This is a genomic window from Arcticibacter tournemirensis (assembly GCF_006716645.1).
Classification (GTDB): Bacteria; Bacteroidota; Bacteroidia; order Sphingobacteriales; family Sphingobacteriaceae; genus Arcticibacter; species Arcticibacter tournemirensis.
On record NZ_VFPL01000001.1, the window covers coordinates 776,050 to 797,095 of the forward strand.

Consider the following 21,046-nt stretch of genomic DNA (forward strand, 5'->3'; position numbering starts at 1 on the left):
AATGGTAGAATAAATGAATAATAAATAACAAGTAATATGATAATGAATCAAAGATATGCACAAAGCCCCAAGGAGGTTGCAGGCTTAAATACAGCCGAGCTTCGTGCAAACTTTTTACTGGAGGATCTGATGCAGCCTGATCAGTTCAGCTTCACCTATTCGCACTATGACCGTGCTATAATTGGAAGCGTTGCTCCTGTTAATGAAGTTCTGGAGCTTCCTGTGTATGAAAACCTGCGTGCAGATTATTTTCTTGAAAGACGCGAACTTGGAATTATTAATGTCGGTGGCAATGGAGAAGTGAGCATCGACGGCACAACATATCAGGTAAGCAAGCTGGATGCTGTATATGTGGGGAAAGGATCTAAATCGGTGCGTTTTAAAAGTGTCTCCGCTGCTAATCCTGCAAAGTTTTTCCTTTATTCTGTACCAGCGCACAAGGAGTATCCGCATCAGCTGATCACAAAGGAAAATGCTTTTCCAACTACTGTGGGAAGTAAGGATACAGCAAACGAACGTACTATTTATAAATACATCCATCTCGAAGGTGCGAAGAGCTGCCAGCTGGTAATGGGATTGACCATCTTGAGTACCGGAAGCGTGTGGAATACCATGCCTTCACATGTGCATGACCGCCGTATGGAGTCTTACTTCTATTTTGACGTTCCCGAGGATCAAGTGGTGTTTCACATGATGGGACAACCACAGGAAACCCGTCATCTGGTCGTTCAGAATCACCAGGCGATTATCTCTCCCCCATGGTCTATTCATTCAGGAGGAGGTACTTCCAATTATGGGTTTATCTGGGCAATGTGTGGTGAAAACCTTGTATACTCGGATATGGATGCTGTAGCGATTAAAGATCTGAGATAATAAACGTTATAATACCTGCCTCTGTAAAAGCTTAAAGCCGGTAATTTAACTGAATTACCGGCTTTTTTATCTGATAAATGAATCGCTGATAGCTGATTCCGGGAACGATTGCACAAATTGTTTTTTGCTTACTGTTGCATGTAATATATAATAAACGTAAAATTGTTATCAGAGAAGCTAACATGTTATAAACCTGAAGATAACCTGAATTTTCAAATGACTGATAGTTAAAACTTCTCTGTTACAGGGTAATCGTCTGTATATGAAAGAAGGAAGGAAGGATTTCAATAGTTGTTTAGTGGACCTGCAAAGGCGGATTTCGGAGGGTGATGAACATGCTTTTGAAGAAATTTATTCTCATTATCATAAGAAGCTCACTGCATTCTCTAAAAATTTCCTGCGTTCGACGGAGCTAGCAGAAGAAGTCGTAGAAGACGTTTTCGTGAAGCTATGGAGCAAAAGAGAGGATATCATTGATATAAACAATCTTACTACCTATTTATATTCGGCCACCAAAAATCGCTCGCTTAATGCCTTATCCCAGGAGGCCCGGCGTTTGGTTACCGAATCTCTTGAGATATCTGATTCGGATATGAAGGCAGAGAGTTACACGCCGCATGATTTACTTGTAACTTCCGAAATGATGCAGTTGATGCAGCAAACGCTTGAATTGCTTCCAAAGCGCTGTAAGTTAATTTTCAGGTTAATAAGGGAAGATGGCTTGAAGTACAAGGAAGTAGCCGAAATTTTAAATATTTCTGTCAATACCATTGACGCGCAAATGGCGATCGCCGTGAAAAGGCTTTGTGCTGCGCTTTCTGTAGATAAAAGTAAAAAGGATCGGGTCCATTTACCCGGATAAAAAAATACAATTTTTTTTAGTAGAAGTTTTCATTGCGGCTGTCTTAATAGAAAAGCAGGTAACCACCGTAATGGACAACAAAGACAGAATATGGAGATTGATGGCGCGCTCCTTAAGCGGAGAAGCAAGCGCTGAAGAGTCCAGCGAGCTGTCAAATTATTTGCATTACGAGCCGGAATTGCAGCAGCAGTACCATATGTTAAAAAAACTGTGGGATGTTAACGCTGAGCTCCATTCAACTTCCATTCAAGATACAAACGAAAAAACGCGCGTTAAAAGTATACTAAAAAAGGCCGAAGAAGAACGAACGGGAATCGCTAATGAGGAGGAAATAGGTAAAGATGATAAAGAGGACAGCATCTGGAGATTTTTATTCGGTCGTTCGTTTAAGCTTCTGTACGCAGCAACCATTACCGTTGTTTTAGTCCTTTATTATTATCCCCGTTCTGATAGTAAGCATATCCCTGAGAGAAAGCAAGAAGTAGTGGCTGTAAAAAACGGCTCGCGAACGAAAATCTTACTTCCAGACGGCTCAAGCGTTTGGTTAAACGGTGATTCAAAGTTATACTACGATGCTGCGTTCAATGGTAAAGTGAGAAAGGTGCGGCTCGTGGGGGAGGCTTTTTTTGATATTGTAAAGAACCCTAACAGGCCATTCATCGTATACGCAGGGAAGATAAACATAAAGGTACTTGGTACTGCTTTTAACGTAAAGTGTTATGAGGATGACAGGGATATTGAAACAACGCTTTTGAGGGGCAGTATTGAAGTGACTGAAAATACATCTGGATCTACGCCGAGAATATTATTAAAGCCAAATCAGAAACTGATTGTACCGATTGAGCCGGCTTCTGTAGTACTACCTAAGAAGGAAGATTTTAAGATTCTGAACCTTGATAAGAAACTTAAGGAAGACGAACATATTGAAACGTCGTGGATTTATAATCGTATCGAATTCAGAGGCGAGAACTTTGAAGAACTAGCCAGGAAGCTGGAGCGATGGTACGACATTAAAATACAGTTCGAAGACGAAAGGGTGAAGAACATAAAATTTAACGGGTCGTTTGAACAGGAGACAGTAGAAGAGGCCTTTAACGCATTACAGAAAGTAGCATCATTTAAATATAAAGTATATGGACGTGAAGTATTTATTAAGTCATCTGAATAATCTGGCGCCTGGCTAAAAGAAAAAACGGAGAATGGTGACGCATTCCCCGTTCAAAACAGATTAAATTTTTTAGTAGTAGAATCCCAACCGTGACGGGTTGGGGATGTTTGATTTAACCTAATGTAAAAGTATGAAATGTTTTTATACGATTTCACAAAAATCGTTATTGCAAAAGCTTGTCCTTACTATGAAACTAACCATAATGCTGATCATAATCTTTACTGTATCAGTATCGGCAGCAGGTTTTTCGCAAAACAAGATAAACCTGGAAGTAAAGAAATCGGCAATCTCTAATGTGATTCGTCAGATCGAAGGACAAACTTCGTATCGGTTTTTATACAACGAAAACTTAGAGGGGATACGTAATAAAGTATCCGTTACACTTTCAGATGCCACTATTGACGCGGCTATGGAAGAACTGTTGAGAGGCACCAACCTTAGTTATCAAGCCCTTGAAAACCAACTGATCGTTATTAAAGACAAGAAGGAAGCCTTAGCTGATATCGTGATTACGGGAAAAGTCGTTGACGTGAAAGGGGAAGAGCTGATAGGGGTTTCCGTAAAAATTAAAGGAACCGCTAAAGGTGTTTCTACAGATGCTGCAGGAAGTTTTAAACTGACTGCCTCTGAAAACGCGGTTTTAGTATTTACGTATGTTGGTTTTGAAACTATAGAAGTTCCGGTACAGGGGAGGAAGACCTTGAAAGTGACCTTAAAAGCATCAACCAGTCAGCTTGATGAGGTCGTGGTGATTGGTTATGGAACAGTGAAGAAGAAAGATTTAACAGGAGCTGTTGCATCGGTTAGTTCAGAAACGATTGCGGCTGCACCAGTGTCATCTGCCCTTGAAGCCATTTCAGGAAGGGTTTCGGGGGTTCAGATTACAACCACAGAGGGTTCTCCGGATGCTGAGATGGTTGTGAGAGTAAGGGGCGGTGGCTCTATTACCGGCGATAACTCTCCTTTGTATATTGTTGACGGTTTTCCTTTAAACTCAATTTCCGATATTGCTCCTGCAGATATCGAATCCATAGATATTCTTAAAGATGCTTCGTCCACTGCTATTTACGGTTCGAGGGGAGCAAATGGTGTCGTGGTAATTACGACAAAAAGCAGTAAGAACGGGAAAACAAATATAAGTTACAATGTATTTACGGGGGTAAGGAATCAGGCAAAGAAGCTCGACGTACTATCTCCTTTCGATTATGTGACTTGGCAATACGAACGGTCGCTTCTAGACAATAACAATACAGATGACTATACCAAGTATTTCGGTAATTATCAGGATATAGATTTGTACCGGAATGTGGTGCCTAACGACTGGCAGGATATTATTTTCGGTCGTACAGGAACGACGTTTAATCAAAATCTAAATATAAATGGCGGCGGTGAAAAGACTAAATACGCCCTCAGCCACAGCTACGTAAAAGACAAAGCTATTATGCAACTATCGGGTTTTGAAAGGCAGAACCTCAACTTTAAGCTTAATCATAAATTGTTTGACAAGCTGACGCTTGATTTTGGCGTTCGTTACGCTAATACAAAAACTAATGGCGGGGGAGCTAACGAACAAAACGAAAAGTCATCCGCAGATTCACGCCTGAAGAATGCGATGATCTATCCTCCTTTCCCGGTATCTGGATTAACAACAAGTACCGAAACTAATGACGATTTCAATTTATATAATCCTTTGATTTCCATTTCTGATAACGATCAGTATGTTGACCGTAAAACATATAATTTAAATGGAGCAGTGAATTATCAGGTGATCCCTGCCCTGCGCCTGAGATCTGAAGTGGGGTATGACGGATACAGGAACGATCAGGACCGTTTTTACGGAACCACTACATATTATGTAAGAAATGCTCCGGGTGCGACTTTCCAAAATCGTCCTGCAGTTATTTTTACTAATACCAACAGAAACAGCTTCAGGAATACAAATACGCTGAACTTTGATTTTAAGAAGTATTTGAATAAAAACCACAGTCTGACTCTTTTGTTAGGGGAAGAATATATTAGAACCGAGGAAATCGTTTTAACCAATACTGTTCATGGATATCCATCGACGTTTGATTTTGACCAGGCGAGAAAATTAACCACTCTTGAAGGAGAAAAATTTATTAATAATTTTTATTCTCCGAAGGAGACACTGTTCTCTTTATTTGGTCGACTGAACTACGATTACAAGGGGAAATATCTTTTTGCTGCTACTTTTAGAGCGGACGGGTCTTCGAAGTTCTCGGATGGTAATCGTTGGGGATATTTTCCTTCTTTCTCGGGAGCATGGCGAATTTCAGATGAAGAATTTATGGAGGACACGAAATCGTGGCTGTCCGACCTTAAGCTACGTGCCAGTTATGGAGAAGCAGGGAATAACCGTATTCCCTCTGGTGTGATTGTCCAGCCATTTATAAGTCAGAATACTTCATGGGTGAATGGGTTTAGCAGCTATTGGAGCCCATTAAAGATAATGGCCAATCCTGATTTGAAGTGGGAGACAACAGTTACTCAAAACCTGGGGCTTGATTTTTCACTATTTAAAACAAAGATCAATGGTACTATCGAAGCCTATTTAAACAAGACAAATGACTTATTGATCGAATATCCAGTAGCCGGTACAGGTTATGATATCCAATACCGGAATTTGGGACAGACGCAAAACAAAGGTTTAGAATTCTCTTTGAACTGGAGCGCTGTGAGGAAAAAGAACTTTGATCTCACTGTAAACGCTAATATGGCGTTTAACCGGAATAAAGTGAATACCTTAGGAGACGTTGTGAGATATGTTGCGGGGTATTCTGGGTGGGCGTCCTCCGAAATCGGAGCCGATTATATCGCAAAACCAGGCGGACCTGTAGGCAGAATTCAGGGGTATCAGGTTGACGGCAGATATGAGGTTTCTGATTTTGAACCTTATAACGGATCGTGGAAGTTGAAACCAGGTGTGGTCGATGCCAGCCCGATCGTGGGAAATCTTCGTCCGGGTTCTATGAAGCTCAAGGATATAACTCCGGGTAATGATAATAGCAAGATTACATCTGACGATATTTCAATTATCGGGAATACAAATCCACGTCATACCGGAGGTTTCTCTGTAACGTCAAGGATATTTAACTTTGATGTAGGCGCTTATTTCAACTACAGCTACGGCAACGATATCTATAATGCCAATAAGATAGAATATACTTCCACCAGTAAGTATAGTTCAAGGAACATGATTTCCATTATGGAAAGCGGCAACCGGTGGACTAACTTGCGTGATGATGGCACGATCAGTAATGACGCTGCTGAGTTGGAAGCCATGAATGCAAATACTACAATGTGGTCGCCTTTCATGAAGAGCTATGTTTTGACTGATTGGGCTGTTGAAGACGGGTCGTTTTTGAGATTATCAACGCTAACAGTAGGATACACGCTTCCGTTTTCGTTGTCATCCAAACTCCGGATGAAGAGTTTAAGGGTGTATGCTTCTGGATATAACCTTTGGCTTCTGACTAATTATTCTGGTTTTGATCCGGAGGTTTCTACACGTCGCAAAACGCCGCTTACGCCAGGTGTAGACTATTCAGCCTATCCTAAAAGCAGATCATTTGTGTTTGGTCTTAATGTCAATTTTTAGTTTGCCTATTTTATTAATTACGAGAGAGATGAAAAAGATTGTCAAAATAATTATAGCAATAGCCGGCATCACTTTTATAAGCAGTTGTAAAGATATGCTTGAAGCGCCTACTCAGTCATCCTTGGATGAGGCTGTTATTTTTTCTACTCCAGCTTTAGCGGAAGGCGCTATCGCAGGCATTATACAGTCGTTTGCTGAGACCAATTCTTACAGGGGAAGATACCTTGTTTTTTATGGGATCAATACCGACACTGAAATTAGCAACAGTTTAAAGAGCATTGATGACGATAAATCGCGGTTGTCAAATTATAATACCAATGTGAATAACAGCCAGATGAATACTGATAACAATGCCTGGGCGAAGTTTTATGAAGGTATTGAAAGAGCAAATCTGGCTATCAGAGGGATCAGAACCTATGGTGACGTTGAACATAACCCGCAGCTGGCACAGATTTTAGGGGAAATGTTAACTCTGAGGGCAGTGGTATATAGTGACCTTATAAAAGGTTGGGGCGATGTCCCTGCCCGGTTTGAACCCATTAGTTCAGAAACGCTTTATTTGCCGAGAAGCGACAGGGATGTTATTTATAAACAGTTACTTGCCGATCTGGAAGAGGCTTCTAACCTGTTAGCCTGGCCTAATGAAACACCAGCTACCAAGTCTGTGGAACGTGTGAATAAAGCATTTGCTAAAGGACTACGTGCTCGCCTGGCATTGGCAGCCGGAGGATATGCCCAGCGTATGGATGGTACAGTAAGATTGAGCACTGATCCGGACCTGTCGAGGGATAAAATGTACGCAATAGCCAAAAAGGAGTGTCTAGACATTATTAATAGCGGAAAATTACGACTGCTTGGATTTGAAGAAGTATTTAAAACCCTTAACCAGGAAACAGGTGTCGCGGGGAAGGAGTCAATGTGGGAAATTCCTTTCAGTGAAGGAAGAGGACGTGTGATCTTTGATTTGGGAGTTAAACATACGACTACTGATAAATATACCATGCAAAATAAAGGAGGAACGAACGGGCCTAATGCGCTGATGTTGTATGAATATCAGCCAGGAGATGTGCGACGCGATGTAACGGTGGTTCCTTACGAGTGGACAAACGGTGTTCAGGTACCTACCAACTTGAATAAATTATATTTTGGTAAATACCGATACGAATGGATGAAACGGATAGTAACATCCACCAACGACGACGGCTTGAACTGGATGTATATGCGTTATGCCGACGTTCTCTTAATGGCCGCCGAAGCAATTAATGAAATTGACGGGCCCGCTGCAGCTGCGCCGTATCTTAAGATGGTTCGCCAAAGGGCGTTCCCTGCTAACGCGGCAAAAGTGGACCAGTTTATGGCTCAGGTGACAGCCTCGAAAACTACTTTTTTTGACGCTATTGTTAACGAACGCGCGCTGGAATTTACAGGCGAGATGCTCAGAAAGGCTGATTTGATTCGCTGGAATTTGTTAGAAACCAAGCTGAATGAAGCAAAGGCAAAATTGATTCAGCTTGAAAACAGACAGGGCATATATGTTGATGTGCCGAAGACTATTTACTATAAAACGGCAGCAGACGGTGAAAGTGTAGTGATATATGGACTGAACATGGGAGAAAAAGACATCCCGGATCCTTCTCTTGGATTCACATCCAACAAAAGCTGGACCCTTTCTTCCAGCACTGATCAAAATACGTATTGGGACGCCCTCGTATACAAAAACCGCAGCCCTAATAAGCAGCAAGTATGGCCGATCTGGCAATATTTTATCGATAATTCGAACGGGCTGTTAGATAATAAACATTTAGACGTACAGTAATTCATACTAATATATTGATATGAAAAAGATCTTAATATTCCTTTGTTTGATCGCTGGTGTAGGAGTTTCCGGGTGTAGCGATCCGATGGACGAAATAACCACTCTGGATTTCAATAGACTGCTTTCACCGACTGATTTAAGTGCGACCGTGGTTAACAGAACGGGCGTGCTATTGAGCTGGAAAGCGGTCAACAATGCTCATTCGTATACGATAGAGATATTCGATAATGTCGACTTTACAGGTACAGCGGTGAAAAGATTTGAAGGGATCACCTCTGGTCAGGTTCCTTATACAGTTACTGCATTAGATGGCCAGACTAAATATTTTGCTAGGGTGAAGGCACTTGGTGAGGGCGTTGACGAGTCGAAATGGATGACGGTTGATTTTACCACAGATGCAGAGCAGATCCTTGAAGAAGTTGTACTCGAAAAATTGACGTTTACCTCAGTAACGCTTAACTGGCCTGCCGGTCAAACAGCAACTTCGATTACAATAACGCCAGGAGATATTCAGCATACTGTTACTACAGCGGAGATAGCTGCAGGGGAAGCAACTGTTGGAGGACTGATACGCGGAACTACCTATACGGCTACTTTACAAAACGGCACCAAAATACGAGGTGCAAGAACGTTTACAACGTTGGGTGGTGCGGTGATTGTATCACCAGGAGCCGATCTTGCGAGTTTAATAGCAAATGCCGATGCAGATGCTATTTTTGACCTTAAGGTAGGTGAATATACTGTGAATGCCGATGTAATAGTTAGTAAATCGATCACGATCAAAGCTGCAAGCTCGAGCCAGCGGCCGGTAATAAAAGGGGCTGTTTTGAGAATAAAAGGAAATGCCGGTGTGTCTTTGAAGGATCTCATACTTGATGGCACAGGGTCCCTTAATGGCAACCAGGCAATCATATATGATGAGGCTTTAAATAATGCTTATGCGCCTTTGAACGTCGAAAATTGTGAGATTAAAAACTATGTAAAAGGTGTGATGTATGTGAATGTTAAGGCATTGATTGAATCTGTTACATTTAAGGAAAACGTTATTCACCATATTGAGTGTTCAGGTGGAGACTTCATTGACTTTAGAACCGGTTTGGCAAAAACATTTCTTTTTGAAAACAACACAGTATACAGCAGTGCCGCAGAGAGAGACTTATTCCGGATGGATGCTAATGGCTCTACGAACTTCCCAGCGGAAACGAGCATCGTGACCATTAGGACGAATACGTTTAATAGTGTTTCCACGGGGGCTTCCCGCAGGTATCTGTATATTCGTCTGGCATCACATCAGATTCATTTTACTAAAAATCTGATAGCTAATACAAATGGTTATTATAGCAATCAGCCTTCGACGACTATCACGACGATGTCCAATAACAACTATTTTAATGCTCCTAACTTCACGCAAAGTACGGTAAGCAATGCTAAAAATGACACGGGTACATTCACCACTTTGGATCCGCAATTTGCGAATGTCGCTCAAGGTGATTTTACCTTAGGTAATCTTACTTTGAAGGCAGCCGGGGTTGGTGATTTAAGATGGCGTTAATAAAAAGGGATTTTTATTTTTTACTACAGAAGAGGGTGTATCAAATGCACCCTCTTCTGTTCGATAATGAAATTTTGTAAAGCAATTATGGATCTGAAACTAACATTGGTTTTGGTTGGGGGCATGTCGTTAGCCTTGTTCTTTTCAAACTGTAAAAAAAGCTCAGCGCATACCGAAACAAAAGAGGAAGTGGATACGCCGAACAACCCCAAGCCGACTCCCGTTAATGAAACCGCCATCGCCTTTCCCGGCGCTGAAGGATATGGTAAAAATACCACCGGGGGTAGAGGGGGTAAAGTAATAAAGGTGACTAACCTGAACGATTCGGGCGCAGGAAGTCTAAGAGAAGCTATCAATGCAGTCGGCGCCAGGATCATCGTTTTTGAGGTGTCGGGAAATATAAAGTTGAAAAGCAGGCTTCAGATAAAAAACGGAGATGTCACCATTGCAGGGCAAACGGCGCCGGGAGATGGCGTATGTATCCAGGACTATGAGATGAACATTGCTGCAAATAATGTTATTGTTCGTTTCTTACGCTTCCGGATGGGGGATCTTACTCAGAACGAACAGGATGCTCTGTGGGGTCGAAATTGTGAAAAGCTGATCGTTGATCATTGTTCGATGAGCTGGTCGATTGATGAATGCAGTTCGTTTTATGCGAATAAAGACTTTACTATGCAATATTGCATCTTATCTGAGAGCCTCAATAAGTCTTTTCACGAGAAGGATGACCATGGATACGGGGCCATCTGGGGGGGTCGTAATGCTACATTTCATCATAATCTGCTAGCACATCACAATAGCCGTAATCCGAGGTTTGATGGAGGCAGCAGATCAGGAACAGGGAAAAGTCCTTTTGGGACGGACCTCGTGGATTATCGTAATAACGTGATCTATAACTGGGGCAGCAACAGCGCTTACGGAGGAGAAAACGGGCAGTATAATATTGTTGCAAATTATTACAAACCAGGTCCGGGTACGGAAAGCAGCAAAAACAGGAGGATTATGCAGATTTCTATGGAGGCGGATTTAGCCAATTATCCTCCGGGTTATGGTTCTTTTTATATCGCTGGGAATTATGTTTATGGCAATGCTGCTGTAACTGCCGATAACTGGAACGGAGGTGTCGATATATCTTCAGGCGTTGTTCTTTCGAATGCTAGGTTAAGCAATGCGGTGTCGGCGGAAGCTATTACCCAACAGACAGCAGAGGAGGCGTATACCCGTGTGCTTAGCTTTGCAGGGGCAACCTTAAAGCGAGACGCTGTAGATACGCGCATAGTGAATGAGGTGAAAGCCGGAACTGCAACATATAGTGGTTCAAAGACCGGGAAGAAAGGTATTATTGATTCCCAGACCGATGTTGGTGGCTGGCCGGAATTGGCATCTGGAACTTCGCCAAAGGATTCTGATGGAGACGGTATGCCGGATGATTGGGAAACGGCTAATAAGCTTGATCCTAACAAATCAAATGCGAATGGCAAGGATCTTAGTACAGGGTACGATAATATAGAAGTTTATATGAACAGCCTTGTTAAGAGTATTATTGTGGAGCAGGTAAAATAAGACTCCGAATTTATCAGGCCTGGTAATTCCGGCAGCACGGCTATTTAATTATACGCCCGCAACACTTGATCGTTCCCGATAACGATTGCGTAAATATTTCCATTCAAATCATTTTTTATTCGCCTTAAAGTCTGTAGAATTGTTTTAAAAGTTGATAAATCTGATTGTACTAACCAGGTAATTAAACGGAAAAAACCAGTGTTGGCCATTACGGCCTTTGTAAAGATATAGAGCTGTTGAAAAAATCTAAAGGATGAAACACACACAAATATTAAGAACGATACTTATTGCCTCTCAGATAATTATGCTGAATAAGGCTTACTCCCAAAATAAAAGTACGCAGTCATGGCCCATCGCTGATTTGCCGGTGGTGGAGACTCCAGTCTTTAAGACTGATACTTTTAATATAGTAAAATACGGGGCTGTAAATGATGGCGTGACTCTTAACACTGTAAGTATTAACAAAGCGATTGCTGATTGCAGCAACAAGGGCGGAGGGGTTGTGCTGGTTCCTACCGGCTTTTGGGTAACCGGTCCTGTCGAGTTGAAAAGCAATGTGAACCTGCATTTGCAGAGTGATGCAGTGCTGTCCTTTACCCGTGACTTAAGTCAGTATAAATTAGTTGAAACCAATTGGGAGGGACTTGCAGCAGTGCGGAATCAATCGCCCATTTCCGGAACCAACCTCGTTAATGTAGCTATCACAGGCCAGGGCATTGTCGATGGCAATGGCGACGCCTGGAGGATGGTTAAAAAAGAAAAGCTCACCGACTCACAGTGGAAAAAGCTATTGGCATCCGGAGGTGTTCTAAGTGAAGATAAAAAGATATGGTATCCAACAGAAAGCTCCTTTAAAGGCTCGAAGATTAAAGGGGCAGGAGTTATCGCACCGGGTAAGACCGTGAAGGATTATGAGGAGATCAAAGACTTTCTACGTCCTAACCTTCTTGTGCTTACCAAATGTAATAAGGTATTATTGGAAGGGGTGACGTTCCAGAACTCTCCTGCCTGGAACCTTCATCCGCTGATGTGCGAAAATCTTACCGTCCGTGGCATAACTGCAAAAAACCCATGGTATGCGCAGAATGGCGACGGTATTGACGTGGAATCATGCAAGAATGTTCTGATCGAGAATAGCGTCTTTGATGTTGGCGACGACGGGATCTGTATTAAATCAGGACGTGATGAGCAGGGCCGGAGGAGAGGAATGCCTACTGAGAATGTTCTTGTGAGAAACTGTACGGTTTATCACGCCCATGGCGGTTTCGTTGTCGGAAGCGAAATGTCAGGGGGCGCACGCAACCTCTTCGTCACCGACTGTACGTTTATTGGTACCGACATCGGCCTGCGGTTTAAAACAACCCGGGGCAGAGGAGGAGTTGTCGAAAAAGTTTATATCAGGAATATCGGAATGAAAGATATTGTGGGTGAAGCCATTCTCTTCGATATGTACTACGAAGCGAAAGATCCGGTTCCGCTTACAGGCGAGCAAAGAGAAGCTCCGAAAGTTGTTAAGCTTCCTGTTACTGAAGCTACTCCGCAATTTAAAGACTTCCACGTGAGTAACGTGGTTTGTGACGGCGCTGAAAAGGCCATCTTTGTACGAGGTCTTCCGGAGATGAATATCAACAATATCTACCTGGAGAATATGACCCTGCAGGCAAAAAAAGGAGTTGAAATGGAAGAAGCCGGCCAGATTCAGTTAAAGAATATTCGTCTAATCACCCGTGAGACGAAACCCGTAGTCAATATTTTGAATAGCAATTCGTTGTATTTTCAGGGTTTAACCTTTAATGACGGCAGCGATCTGTTGTTTTCGGTTAACGGGGATCGCAGTGCCAATATTACGGTATCAGATACGAATACAAAGAATGTGAAGAGCGTTGCAGAGTTTAACTTCGGTGCGAATAAAAAAGCGCTGAAAATTAAATAGAATTATATGAAAAGAATTTGCATATTATCCTTCTTCAGTTTGCTTTTTACTGTTCAGGTATTCAGCTCGTATGGCCAGACAAAGCCCTTATCGGAAAGAATGGCTGCTACGGTCATGGACATCTGGAGTGATTCACTCTGGGTAGGGCGACCGTTTAAATGGACTTATGATCAGGGAGTTTTGCTTGAAGGGGTCTCTTCTATCTGGCAAAGAACTGCCGACCGGAAGTATTTCGAGTATATAAAGAAGAGCATGGACTTCTTTGTTCAGAGCGACGGCACGATCCGCACATACGAGCACAAGTCTTACAATATTGATAATGTAAAGAACGGGCGGTCTCTTTTACTTTTATACAGAGTAACTGGGCAGGAGAAATATCTCAAGGCCGCCCAAATATTGCGAAATCAGCTTAATACGCATCCTCGCACAAACGAGGGCGGGTTCTGGCATAAAAAAATCTATCCATACCAGATGTGGTTGGACGGTTTATATATGGGACAACCTTTTTATGCAGAATATTCGGCAATGATGGGTGATACCGCAGCGTTCAATGATATAACTAACCAGTTTGTTTTTATGGAAAAACATTCTCGTGATGCTGCAACCGGACTGATGTATCATGGCTGGGATGAGTCAAAACAGCAGCAGTGGGCTAATAAAACAACCGGGTTATCGGCGCATGTTTGGGCCAGGGCTATGGGTTGGTATGGTATGGCTTTAGTTGATGCTATTGAATACTTTCCTGCCAACCATCCTGGTAAAAAGCAGTTAATCGATATCCTGGGGCGTTTCGCCAATGCAGTGCAGAAGGTGCAGGATCCAAAATCAGGAGTTTGGTATGATATACTGGATGCTCCTTTGCGTAAAGGAAATTACTTTGAATCATCGGCTTCGAGCATGTTTGTATATACGTTTGCCAAAGCTGTCCGCATGGGCTATTTACCGTCATCGTATCTGAAAGTGGCAAAAAAAGGGTATGAGGGTATTCAGAATGAGTTTATAGAAACGGTTGATGCCGACAAAATAAATCTTAAGGGTACGGTAAGTGTTTCGGGACTTGGAGGAAAGCCATATCGCGATGGCAGCTTCGAGTATTACATGAGTGAAAAGGTGATCACTAACGATCCGAAAGGGGTAGGCTCTTTTATGCTGGCTGCCAATGAAATGGAACTGGCTGCTATTCCTAAAATCGGGAAAGGAAAAACCGTCACTCTTGATTGCTATTTTAATAACGAATGGAAAAAGGGACCTGCCGGCAAAGATGTTCGTTATCACTATACCTGGGATGACCAGGCAAACAGCGGCTTCTGGTTCTGGGGTAATATTTTTAACTATACCGGTGCCAAGACCAATAGCCTGACAGTGGCCCCTTCTGCAGCAAATCTGAAAAATACAGATGTATATATCATCGTAGACCCTGATACCGAGAAGGAAACGGCGAAGCCAAACTTCGTATCGGCCAAGGATGCCGATGTATTGTACAACTGGGTAAAAAACGGGGGAGTACTTGTTTTAATGGCAAATGATCCGGCAAATTGCGAGCTCAGGAATTTTAATACCCTTGCCGGTCGCTTCGGGATCCGTTTTAACGGAGATATGCGAAATGCGGTTAAGGGCAACGAGTATGAAACCGGAGCTTTTAACATCCCTGCCGCTCATCCAATTTTTAAGACATCGAAGAAGGTGTATATTAAGGAAATTAGTACCATCAGTGTTTCTGCTCCGGCAAAAGCAGCATTTATTGAAGGTAAAGACATAATCATGGGTACAGCCAAAATTGGAAAGGGTACTGTTTTTGCAATAGGAGATCCCTGGTTCTACAACGAATATGTAGACGGAAGAAAGATTCCGGCTGAATATGAAAACTACAAAGCAGCTACTGATCTTACAAACTGGTTGCTGCTACAATTACCTAAGAAAAATTAATAAATTACAAGATGAAACAGAAAGTATTAAAGGTTCATCCAGACGACAATGTTCTGGTAGCATTAACGGACCTGAATCCTGGTGAAGTTGTAAGTTACAAAGGAGAGGAATACCAAATTCAGGAAAAGATCCCTGCTAAACATAAGTTTGCGCAGGAATTCCTGGCGACCGGAGCTGAAGTAACAATGTACGGCGTACTCGTTGGGAAGGCTCAATCTGATATTCATCGGGGTGGCTTATTATCTACTGAAAATATAAAGCATGCGGCAAGTGGCTTTTCTATAGGTGAAAGAAGGACAGAATGGGATGCTCCTGACGTTAGTAAATGGCAGTCGAAAGTATTCTATGGATATCACCGGGCGGACGGGAGCGTAGGAACTGCAAATTACTGGCTTGTAGTACCGATGGTGTTTTGCGAAAACCGTAATCTGGAGGTTCTCGAGGAGGCCCTTGTTAACCAGTTGGGATATGGCCGAAATAAAACATATGCCAACCAGGCAAAGCAGCTCATTGAGCTTTATAAATCGGGGAAGGACGTCGATTCTCTACTTAACATTCCTTTGGAAGAGATTAGTGTAACCCCTTCCTCAGAAAGGTTGTTTCCCAATGTAGATGGAATCAAGTTCCTTACACATTCGGGTGGTTGCGGAGGAACACGTCAGGATGCTATCGCTCTATGCGGGCTGCTGGCCGGATATATTACAAATGCCAACGTAGCTGGAGTAACTGTGTTAAGTCTCGGTTGTCAGAATGCCCAGGTAGAAATACTTGAAGAAGAAATAAAGAAGAGAGATCCTAATTTCAGCAAACCGCTTTATATCCTCGAACAACAGAAAATAGGGACCGAGTCTGAACTCCTTTCGCGGGCTATTAAACTGACCTTCGCCGGTTTGGTGCAGGCTAATCAGTGCAAACGTGAACCGGCTCCTCTTAGTAAACTTTGCATCGGACTTGAATGCGGTGGTTCTGACGGCTTTTCGGGTATTTCTGCAAATCCGGCAATCGGGTATACATCTGATCTCCTTGTGGCATTAGGAGGCTCTGTGATATTGGCCGAGTTCCCTGAACTTTGCGGGGTAGAACAGAACCTCAGCGACCGTTGTGTTGATTATGAAAGTGCTGAACGCTTTTCTTTCCTTATGAAAACATACAATGAACGAGCTGAGGCTGTTGGCTCAGGCTTTGACATGAACCCTTCTCCCGGAAATATTAAGGACGGCCTTATAACAGATGCCATTAAATCGGCAGGCGCAGCAAAGAAAGGTGGAACCTCTCCAGTTGCCGATGTTCTGGACTATCCCGAGAAAGTAAAAAGGCCGGGATTGAATCTTCTTTGCACGCCTGGCAATGATGTAGAATCTACTTCAGCAGAAGTCGCTTCAGGTGCGAATGTGGTTTTGTTTACCACAGGGCTTGGTACGCCTACGGGAAATCCGATAGCGCCGGTTGTTAAGATATCCAGTAATACTGTTCTCTACAATAAGATGAACGATATTATTGACATTAACACAGGGACAGTAATTGAAGGCGAAGAAACGATTGAGCAAGCTGGTGAAAGGATACTGGATTATGTTGTTCGTGTGGCGAGCGGAGAAATAGAAGTGAACGCAGTTCGACTTGGACAGGATGATTTTATCCCCTGGAAACGGGGCGTTTCTTTATAATATAAACAATACAATAAATTAAAATAGACGAGGGAAATGAAAAATTTCTTAGATGAAAACTTCTTATTAACTACAAAAACCTCAGAGCGGCTTTATCATGAGTTTGCAAAGGATATGCCGATTATTGACTATCATAATCATTTAATTCCTGAGCAGATCGCTAACGACATCAACTTTGAGAATCTGTCGCAGGTTTGGCTTTATGGCGATCATTACAAGTGGCGCGCCATGCGTGCGAACGGAGTAAATGAAGAATATATTACAGGTGGTAAAAGTGATTACGAAAAGTTTGAAAAGTGGGCGGAAACTGTTCCTTACACTCTGAGAAACCCTCTCTATCATTGGACGCACCTTGAGTTGAAACGTTATTTTGGTGTGAGCGAAATCCTTTCAGGAAGCACTGCAAGAAAGGTGTATGATGAATGTACCGCAAAGCTCCAGACTCCTGAGTATTCAGTCAGGGGACTTCTGCGCAAGATGAACGTTGAGGCGCTCTGCACAACGGACGATCCTATTGATTCTTTGGAATATCATCAGCAGATAGCAAAAGACGGATTTGAGATTCTGGTGCGGCCTGCCTTCAGACCTGACAAGGCAATGAACGCCGATGACATAGAAGGACTGAACGCCTATATCAATAAGCTGGAACAGGTTGCTGATGTGAGTATCTCTGACTTTGACGGTTATCTTTCTGCTTTGAAGAAACGACATGATTATTTCGCACAAAATGGATGTTGTGTTTCTGATCATGGCCTTGAGCAGATCTATGCAGAGGACTATACAGATCAGGAAATCCGTGCTATTTTCCAGAAAATAAGAAATAATCAAAAGATTGATTTTTCTGAGGTGCTTAAGTTTAAATCGGCTATGCTGGTTCATTTTGCCGTGTGGGATCACGAAAAGGGATGGGTACAACAGTTCCATTTAGGCGCTTTACGCAATAATAACACCCGTATGCTGAGTCAGCTTGGCCCTGATACCGGCTGGGACTCCATTGGCGATTTTAGTCAGGGACGCCAGTTGTCTAAGTTTCTTAACCGCCTCGATACGGAAGATAAACTTGCTAAGACAATCATTTACAATCTTAATCCGGCCGACAACGAGTTGATGGCCACTATGATCGGTAACTTTAATGACGGGTCAGTAGCCGGGAAAGTTCAATGGGGTTCAGGCTGGTGGTTCCTAGATCAGAAGGACGGAATGATCAGGCAGATGAACGCCCTTTCAAACATGGGACTGATCAGTCGCTTTGTGGGAATGCTTACCGATTCAAGAAGTTTTCTTTCGTATCCGCGTCATGAATACTTCAGGCGAATTATGTGTAATTTATTTGGTGAGGAAGTCGAAAATGGCGAGTTGCCTAATGATATTGAATGGATAGGTAAGGTGGTGAAGGATATTTGTTATAATAATGCTAAAAACTATTTTAACTGGTGATAAGTAAAGTTTTGTGCTTTGGCGAACTACTCTTACGTATTTCGCCGGCTGCAAATGAAGAAGCGGAGAAGCACCCCTTCCAGTTATATATGGGAGGCGCAGAGGCGAATACCGCCACTGCGCTTGCTGCCTGGAATATACCCGTAAAGTACTGTACGGTACTGCCCGACAACTTTATGTCGAAGTATGTGATCAATTACCTTGAGTATAAAGGTATTTATACTTCATCCATCATGTTTGGAGGAAACAGGGTAGGTGTTTATTATCTCGACAGGGGTGCCGATCTGAAAAGCAGTGTTGTATACGACAGGGATCACTCTGCTTTTTCGGAACTTAAGCGCGGAATGATAGACTGGGATAAGGTGTTGAGAGATGTATCCTGGTTTAACTTTACCGCTATTAGTCCCGCATTAAATGAGACTGTAGCTGATGTGTGCCTCGAGGCCCTTGAAGCCGCATCTTCAAAAAATATAACGATCTCTGTGGACCTGAATTATCGTGCCCGCTTGTGGAAATATGGGAAAAAACCCGTTGAGGTGATGCCGGCGCTGGTTGAACATTGTGATGTGGTGATGGGGAATATCTGGTCTGCCAATGCTTTGCTTGGTACTTCTATTGATCCTGATATACATCTGAAAGGCACCCGTGAAGACTATCTGGATCATGCAAGGGCAACTTCGCTTGAGATCATGGATCGTTTCCCTAAATGTAAGTCGGTAGCCAATACATTTCGCTTTGATTCGGATAAGAACAATCTGCTGTATTATACCAGTGTATATACAGGTGGGGAACAGTTCAATTCCGATGAATTCAGGACAACAGGCGTTGTTGACCGCTCTGGCAGCGGTGATTGCTTTATGGCCGGGTTGATCTATGGGTCTTACTTAAAACATAGCCCTCAGGATACTGTTGATTACGCTACAGCGGCAGCATTTGGTAAACTGCAGGAGCAGGGCGATGCGACTGGTCAGGATATTCTTACTGTATCAAAGATTCAGGGAAACGGCAAGTAGGATTCACGATTTTATATACGATTTAAGGCGCAGTGTAGGGTAGTAAGAATATTGGACCGCTTAGGTTGTATGGAATGTTAGAAAAATAAATAAAAACTGTCTCTATAACAATTACTGTTAAAAGCTGATTGCCAGTAGCTGACAGCTAATAGCTTAGAAAATATGCAATTAAGTAAAAAAACGTTTCAGGGATACAGGGAGTATCCTGAAAAAGTACTTCAGTTTGGAGAAGGAAACTTCCTTCGTTGTTTTGTAGACTGGATGTTTCACGAGCTGAATAAAAAGGCTGATTTTAATGGTTCTGTGGTTGCTGTACAGCCGATTGATAAAGGAATGGTCAATTTGCTGAACGAGCAGGACGGCCTTTATACGCTTTATCTGAGAGGATTAAAAGATGGAAAGCCCGAGAGCACTCATGAAACGATTGATGTAATCAGCCGTGGAATAAACCCTTATGAGGACTTCAGCGGTTATCTTCAGACTGCTGAAAACCCTGATATGCGTTACATTATTTCGAATACGACAGAAGCGGGGATCGCGTATGATGAGAACGACGTACCTACAGCAACTCCACCGAATTCTTATCCCGCAAAGCTTACCGTTTGGTTGAACCACCGGTACACTACTTTCGCCGGCGATCAGTCTAAAGGCGTTCATATTATCCCATGTGAGCTGATAGAGAAGAATGCCGATAACCTGAAAAGGATCATTCTACAGCTTGCCGCAAAATGGAATCTTGGCGAGGGCTTCGTCAACTGGTTAAATACAGCCTGTACGTTCAGTAATACCTTAGTGGACCGCATTGTTCCTGGTTATCCGAGAGAGCGGATTGCGGAGATTACCGAAGAGTTAGGTTATGAAGATAAACAGGTAGTTGAGGGTGAGCACTTCCACCTGTGGGTGATTGAGGCGCCTGAAGAACTGCAAAAAGAGCTTCCTTTTCCTTCTATAGGCCTTGATGTGCTTTATGTTAAAGACGTTACTCCTTACAAGTCACGCAAGGTAAGGATCCTTAATGGTGCGCATACGGCTCTTGTGCCGGTAGCTTATCTGTACGGTATAGATACTGTTCGTGAGTCGGTAGAGCATCCGGTGGTAGGTAAATTTATCAAAGAGGCCATTTTTGATGAAATCATCCCAACGCTTGACCTACCAAAAGCCGAGCTTGAAAAATTTGCCGGTGAAGTGATTGAGCGCTTCAGCAATCCTTATATCAAGCATCTTTTAATGAGCATTGCTTTGAACTCATTTCCGAAGTTCGAAACGCGCGTGTTACCGTCTATTCTTGAGTATAAAAAGAGAACAGGAGGTATTCCTCAAAAGCTAGCTTTTTCGCTTGCTGCAACTATCGCATTCTATAAGGGTAAACGCGGAGAGGAAGCTATCGCCTTGAATGACGATGCCGCCGTTCTTGTTCAACTGAAAGGCGCATGGGCTAAATATGACGGCGACGATGAGTCTCTTGAAGATGTCGTAAGGGAAGTGCTGTCTTTTGAAAGGAACTGGAAAATGGACCTGAACAAGGTGGAAGGCCTTACTGAAGCTGTTACTAAACATCTGATCAATATTGAGAAGAATGGTATGCAGAAAGCGATAGAGACCGTTTAGGCTTTGAAT

General features: G+C 42.8%; 13 protein-coding genes. All 13 read left to right on the plus strand.

The annotated features are described in order from the left end of the window. Window positions 1-36 precede the first annotated feature (36 nt). Window positions 37-873: a 5-dehydro-4-deoxy-D-glucuronate isomerase gene (gene kduI / locus BDE36_RS03380; RefSeq protein WP_128767822.1), complete on the plus strand. Its 837-nt coding sequence runs from the start codon at window positions 37-39 to the stop codon at window positions 871-873. Window positions 874-1,135: 262 nt separating this feature from the next. Further along, window positions 1,136-1,735, plus strand: a complete 600-nt coding sequence (locus tag BDE36_RS03385) for an RNA polymerase sigma-70 factor (RefSeq protein ID WP_128767821.1) — start codon at window positions 1,136-1,138, stop codon at window positions 1,733-1,735. Between the two features lie 70 nt (window positions 1,736-1,805). After that, window positions 1,806-2,903 (plus strand): FecR family protein, encoded by a 1,098-nt coding sequence (locus BDE36_RS03390; protein ID WP_141813727.1) that lies wholly within the window; start codon window positions 1,806-1,808, stop codon window positions 2,901-2,903. 187 nt (window positions 2,904-3,090) lie between these two features. Beyond that, a complete protein-coding gene (locus tag BDE36_RS03395; RefSeq protein WP_235904396.1) occupies window positions 3,091-6,522 on the plus strand; it encodes a TonB-dependent receptor in 3,432 nt (1,143 codons plus the stop codon). Window positions 6,523-6,550: 28 nt separating this feature from the next. After that, window positions 6,551-8,338 (plus strand): RagB/SusD family nutrient uptake outer membrane protein, encoded by a 1,788-nt coding sequence (locus tag BDE36_RS03400; protein ID WP_141813728.1) that lies wholly within the window; start codon window positions 6,551-6,553, stop codon window positions 8,336-8,338. A 19-nt stretch (window positions 8,339-8,357) separates the two neighbouring features. Continuing rightward, window positions 8,358-9,890 (plus strand): fibronectin type III domain-containing protein, encoded by a 1,533-nt coding sequence (locus BDE36_RS03405; protein ID WP_141813729.1) that lies wholly within the window; start codon window positions 8,358-8,360, stop codon window positions 9,888-9,890. 87 nt (window positions 9,891-9,977) lie between these two features. Further along, window positions 9,978-11,456, plus strand: a complete 1,479-nt coding sequence (locus BDE36_RS03410; protein WP_141813730.1) for a pectate lyase family protein — start codon at window positions 9,978-9,980, stop codon at window positions 11,454-11,456. A 253-nt stretch (window positions 11,457-11,709) separates the two neighbouring features. Continuing rightward, window positions 11,710-13,389 (plus strand): glycoside hydrolase family 28 protein, encoded by a 1,680-nt coding sequence (locus BDE36_RS03415; protein WP_141813731.1) that lies wholly within the window; start codon window positions 11,710-11,712, stop codon window positions 13,387-13,389. 6 nt (window positions 13,390-13,395) lie between these two features. Beyond that, window positions 13,396-15,315, plus strand: coding sequence for a glycoside hydrolase family 88 protein (locus BDE36_RS03420; protein WP_141813732.1), 1,920 nt, complete (start codon window positions 13,396-13,398; stop codon window positions 15,313-15,315). Between the two features lie 11 nt (window positions 15,316-15,326). After that, window positions 15,327-16,979, plus strand: a complete 1,653-nt coding sequence (locus BDE36_RS03425; RefSeq protein WP_141813733.1) for a UxaA family hydrolase — start codon at window positions 15,327-15,329, stop codon at window positions 16,977-16,979. 36 nt (window positions 16,980-17,015) lie between these two features. Then, complete coding sequence (gene uxaC, locus BDE36_RS03430; protein ID WP_141813734.1) at window positions 17,016-18,416, plus strand: glucuronate isomerase; 1,401 nt, start codon at window positions 17,016-17,018, stop codon at window positions 18,414-18,416. After that, window positions 18,413-19,429, plus strand: a complete 1,017-nt coding sequence (locus tag BDE36_RS03435; protein WP_235904397.1) for a sugar kinase — start codon at window positions 18,413-18,415, stop codon at window positions 19,427-19,429. The genes uxaC and BDE36_RS03435 overlap by 4 nt, the downstream gene beginning before the upstream one ends. 162 nt (window positions 19,430-19,591) lie before the next feature. Further along, window positions 19,592-21,037: a tagaturonate reductase gene (locus BDE36_RS03440; protein WP_141813735.1), complete on the plus strand. Its 1,446-nt coding sequence runs from the start codon at window positions 19,592-19,594 to the stop codon at window positions 21,035-21,037. Window positions 21,038-21,046 lie beyond the last annotated feature (9 nt).